This is a genomic window from Methylibium sp. (genome assembly GCF_013817345.1).
Lineage (GTDB): Bacteria > Pseudomonadota > Gammaproteobacteria > Burkholderiales > Burkholderiaceae_C > Methylibium.
This window is the reverse complement of sequence record NZ_JACDCW010000172.1, coordinates 1-4,620: the sequence shown is the minus strand read 5'-3', so window position 1 is coordinate 4,620 and position 4,620 is coordinate 1. Positions and strand designations below refer to the sequence as shown.

The following is a 4,620-nucleotide window of genomic DNA, read 5'->3' as shown; positions in this document are numbered from 1 at the left end:
GGCGAACCCAGCTCGGTGCCCCGCCAGAGGGCCGATGCCACGGCAGGCGGCAGTTCGCCCGGGGCGAGCATCGGTCTGGATCGGGGCGGCGGAGCCGGCGCCTCGTCGTCGCCAGCCCATTCCAGGACGGCGGCCATCGAGGCTCCAGATACTGTATGGGCATCCAGTATTGCACCGGAGCCGGTCCACGTCGGTTACTCGGTCCACGAGGGCCGCAGCTTCTTGAACACATCGCTGCAGAAGTGTCCAGGTGGTAACGCGCAGGCCAATGATGTATGCATATGAGGTCAAACCACCTCACTTCATCAAGGAACAAACATGGCCTACTACTCTTGCGCGTTCGTCGGACGACATCTACCAAAGCAACTGGCCCAACTCAGTCCAGACCGGCAGCTTGCACTCGTTCGCTTGCTCGAGGGAGTCCGACGCAACTTGATCCGCTGCAGTGCTCGCTAGATGCGCTCAAGAAAACTTGACGGTAGCAGCACGTTTGCACGGTGAAATTTCAGATAGCGTCGCTGTCCGATCGCAAAGCCCCCGACATTCAGCGCTCGATGCGGGTCAATGCCCATTCGCAACATCGACTGGCGGTTAGCCACGGGCGAAACGATCAAGCCTCCACCGTCCTCGAAGCCGATGAACCCGCGATCGAACAGGTGGTCGATGTTGGGTGTGAGCAAGAGTCCGTTCTCACCGTCTAGCCGTTCCTCGTTCGTTGCGTCACGCCAGGGCTTGCAATGGCTGGCGCGCAGGTGTTCTTCTCGCGACACGCCGGTGATCCGGTACGCATGCTCGATACGCATCACGCGCTGCTTGAAAATACCTTGACCTCGGCGCGCCAGCACGACGGACTGCCGCTCGGTCTCGGGCATGGTGTCGTCAGAGCGCACCCTGCTCAGTTCATGTTCTTCCCATTCCACAAGGCCAATCGCCGTCGGGAACGGCACCTCCTCGGCCACGCGATAGCCGAGCACCAGGTCTCGCGCTTCGGCTCCGAGCAGGTCGATCAAGGCAGCGGCCAGGCGCTGGGGCAGGCTGGTGAGGTACACGTTTTGCAGGCCAGCGCCGTTGAGGCGCAACGGCGCATATCGGTCCGGCAGCAGCGGCGCCAACACGGACATGTGTCGTGAGGGCTTGATCGGCAACCTCAGTTCGCTGAAACGGACGTCCAGGCGCCAGCCGATCATGTCCCAATAGGCGCCAGCTTGGCCGAACTCCAACGGCTTCGGCGCCTCGTAGGCGTTGGAGGCCGCGATACCGATGGCGCGTATGACGGTGTTCGCGAAAGAGAACACCACGTCACCCTGTGCCACCTCACGCACGAAGTCGTAGAACGGGTTCTGGGCCTGGTTGGCCTTACGCTTCGGCGACCACAGATAGCCGCCCCGCACCTCGTGGCGATAGGTCTGGTTCTGGTTAGATCCACCAGTAGCGCACTTGTGATTGCCGCTGGTCCAGCCTACTGTCGCGCCGGGTTGGCGGACGCCCTTGCAGCTACGGCGGCGGCGCTTGGCGTGGTGACGGGATCGTTCGGAAAGTAGACGAGCTGCCGCCCCTCCTGGCGGACCGCTTCCACGGTGAACAGTCGATCGACTACCGCGCGAGCCTTCTCGGGTGCCGGCTCGATGCCGAATTTCGTTCCCACGTGACGTTCCAGGGCCTCGCGCGACCGAGGCCGATTGGCCACTTGCTCTCGAAGGCCTTGGAGAACGTCGCGGTAGATGGCGCCGACCATGCGGCCGCTCGACTTCATGCTCGTGGCTGGGGCGATTCGCTTCGCGGGGACCACCGTCGCCTTTGGAGGTGCGGCTGCCTTCTTCGCGGCAGCCTTTTTGGCTGCGACTGGAACCTTCTTCGCAGGTGCGGTCTTCTTCTTTGGTGCCGCGGGTGGCTTCGTAGCGGCCTGCTTCTTCAGCGCTGGCTTCTTGGCAGCTTTGAAGGTTTGTGCTGCAACCGCATCCGTCGGGCCGAGGTGCTCGATGCGCAGTAGGTCGAACGCAAGCATCCGCGCGTGCTCGATGGCGGGGTCGTAGTCGGTGTCCTTCGACAACACTGCGAACTTCGCGTTCGGATTCCGTGCCGTTAGGTAGCCCAGATAGAAGACCAGGTGGAAGTCCAGCGAATTCTTGCCGGGCCTCGAAATCGGGACAAGGGTGATCCGTTCGCCAAGGGCAGCGTACCGCGGCAGCGCCTTGCGCTGATGCGGGCCGTGAAAGACCCACGCCGAACCTGACTGGGCCATCCAGGCCTCGACGTCGCCGGGCACGGGCTGAATGCTCTCCAGATCGACCAGAAGAAAACGATCGTTCACGATGCACGCTCCTGTTCGGCGTATCTCGGCGCGACCGTACGGACGCGCTGCTCGACCTGGTGCGCCACGCGTTGCACATCCGAGGCGGACAGGTGCTGGGCACCGCGGGACCTCAGTAGTCCAGTCAATTGCTTGCCGTTGAAAACGCTGACGCCACCCCGTCCGGTGAGCTCAACAAACCAGCCGGGCAACGCAACGACTGGCAGCACTCGAACAGGGGAGCCGACCGCGCTGGTCAACCACTTGGCCAGCCATGCGGCCTGCCGCTCGGCTTGTTCCAAGGGGGCTTTGGTGGTCCATGTCGGAAATCTCAGGACCTTACCGTCGAACACGACGGTCGCATCGGCCCTGCCACGCCCCTGCTTTGGCTTCGTGAAGCCTTTGGTCTCAACAGCGAAGACACCCTCGCTGGAAATCACGACGTGGTCTATGTTGAAGTTGTCAGCCGGGATGTCGTGGAAGACGACTGCGCCCAGACGCATCAATTGGTCGAGCTCTTGGCCCACGGCGAGCTCCGCGTCGTAGCCGGCCTTCAGGTTGTCGAGCCGTTCTCCCGCCTTCAACAACTTGCGCACCGTGAACGCTACGAAGGCCAGAGCAAGCACGACATAGATCGGCGCCAGATGCATCATTCCTTGAAGTCCGCGCAAGTGGCTTTGTGCAAGGAACGTGGCCAACACCAACAAGGGCATCGCCATGAGAACAAACACATCGGCCGTCACGTCGTTCTGCGCCTCCTCGAGCTGCTCGCGCAGCGTGTGCCCGGGACTGCGCAGCAGTGCGATCCCGATCGGCGATCTTCGACGTGACCTGGCTCGGCGTTTCCGTACGACAAGAAATCCGATGGCCACTGCGGGACCGACGAAGCAGGCGGCAAGGACGCCGACAACGATCGCAGCTTGCTGAGCAATCTCGCCCATCAGGAAGCCTTGGCAGCGCTGTGTCCGGGCATCACTTGGGGATCGCTCCCAGTGCATCGACCTTGGCCGCCACTACTTGGCACGCCGCAACGAGGTCGGTGACGATGCGCTCGTCAACGTTCAGATCGCCTTCGCATTCCCCCAGGTTGCGGTTGTCGTGGCACTTCGACAGCACCCGCCAGACTTCAGGGCCGAGACCCAGCGTGTGCGGCAGCAGCTGGAACACGAGATACCGATTGCTGGAGCGGTACCCGCTCCAGCGCAGCGCCGCCAAGCACAGGGCATGCGCCGCGTTGTAAGCCAGGTCGAACCGGCTCTCCAGCGAGAGCGAGCCATTGACCGCGTCCTGCAGCCGCGCAAGTCCCGAGCGCTTGAGCCCCGCGAACTCCTTGGCGTCGGGCCGCTCGCCTTCAAAGGCTTGCCGGGTCCGCTAAGGTTCTCAAACGGGGAGGTCACTTTCACCCCCGATGATCCAGACCTTCGGTTGCTCCAGCACACGCGTCAGAAAGGGTTCCTGCGCCTTGACGCGCTTGGCGAACTCCTTGCGAGTGAGGATCGTCGGGTTCACCGTGCGGCCGAGCGTGCCGCTGGCAGCCTCCAGCGCCGTGAAGGTGTCCCCGTAGCTGACGTCGTCACTCAGAAGCATCAGATCGATGTCGCTGCTGGCGGTGTCGGTCTTTTTGGCGACGGAACCGTACACAAAGGCAGCGATGATCTGCCCCGCCAACGGGGCGAGTGCCTCGCGCAATGGCTCGGCCATACCGACCGTCTTCTGCGCGATGCCGCACAGCTCCGCGAAGATGGGTGAGTCGGTGTTGGCCTGATAGTGCTTCTGGTTGCCGACGGCTCTCACGGTGACCAAGCGGCTCTGCGCCAGGTTCGCCAGCTCACGTTGTACGGCACCCGACCCGCTGCCCGCCAGCCCGATCAACTCTGTCGCATAGAAGCTGCGCGACGGCTGCCCGAACAGCAGCCCCAGCACACGCTGCTTCGTGCCGGAGAACAGCGCATCGGCAAGGCCGGAGTTTTTCGGTTGAGAAGGACGCGGCATACCCATATTGGGCATGAATATACCCAAAATAGGCATCCAGCCCCAGCACCAGCCATTGACAAATTCAGAGGCGGGTGGACCTCGCGGGCTTTGGCAATGGGTGATGCGATCGATAGACCTCTCGCTCGAATCGCCACGGGCCTTTAAGCAGACTTGTCAAAGTTCACCCTTGATGAAGTTGAGCGGACCGAGATCTATGTTGTGTGTGCGAACGTAGTCCTGCAGGTCGTCCCAGAACGCGGACGCGGCCGCTGCGTGGAGATCCACGAGGACGGTCTGCACGGCGATGTTGCTGGTGACACCTGACGCCGCCTGAGCCACGTGCGGAGCGACGGCGC

6 protein-coding genes are annotated in these 4,620 nt (G+C 62.7%); all 6 read right to left on the bottom strand.

Annotated elements, in window-relative coordinates:
• Positions 1-452: 452 nt before the first annotated feature.
• Positions 453-1,391, bottom strand: coding sequence for an HNH endonuclease (locus H0W40_RS19295; RefSeq protein WP_292449460.1), 939 nt, complete (start codon positions 1,389-1,391; stop codon positions 453-455).
• 68 nt (positions 1,392-1,459) lie between these two features.
• Entirely contained in the window at positions 1,460-2,311 is an 852-nt protein-coding gene (locus H0W40_RS19290; RefSeq protein WP_292449458.1) for a PIN domain-containing protein, read from the bottom strand.
• Positions 2,308-3,231, bottom strand: a complete 924-nt coding sequence (locus H0W40_RS19285) for a nuclease-related domain-containing protein (RefSeq protein WP_292449457.1) — start codon at positions 3,229-3,231, stop codon at positions 2,308-2,310. The genes H0W40_RS19290 and H0W40_RS19285 overlap by 4 nt, the downstream gene beginning before the upstream one ends.
• 31 nt (positions 3,232-3,262) lie before the next feature.
• Positions 3,263-3,457, bottom strand: a complete 195-nt coding sequence (locus H0W40_RS19280; protein ID WP_292449454.1) for a hypothetical protein — start codon at positions 3,455-3,457, stop codon at positions 3,263-3,265.
• A 213-nt stretch (positions 3,458-3,670) separates the two neighbouring features.
• Positions 3,671-4,297 carry a nucleotidyltransferase domain-containing protein gene (locus H0W40_RS19275; RefSeq protein WP_292449453.1) on the bottom strand — a complete coding sequence of 209 codons (627 nt, stop codon included), beginning with the start codon at positions 4,295-4,297 and terminating at the stop codon, positions 3,671-3,673.
• Positions 4,298-4,438: 141 nt separating this feature from the next.
• Positions 4,439-4,620, bottom strand: a 182-nt coding sequence (locus tag H0W40_RS19270; protein WP_292449450.1) for a hypothetical protein, incomplete at its 5' end; no start/stop codon positions are given.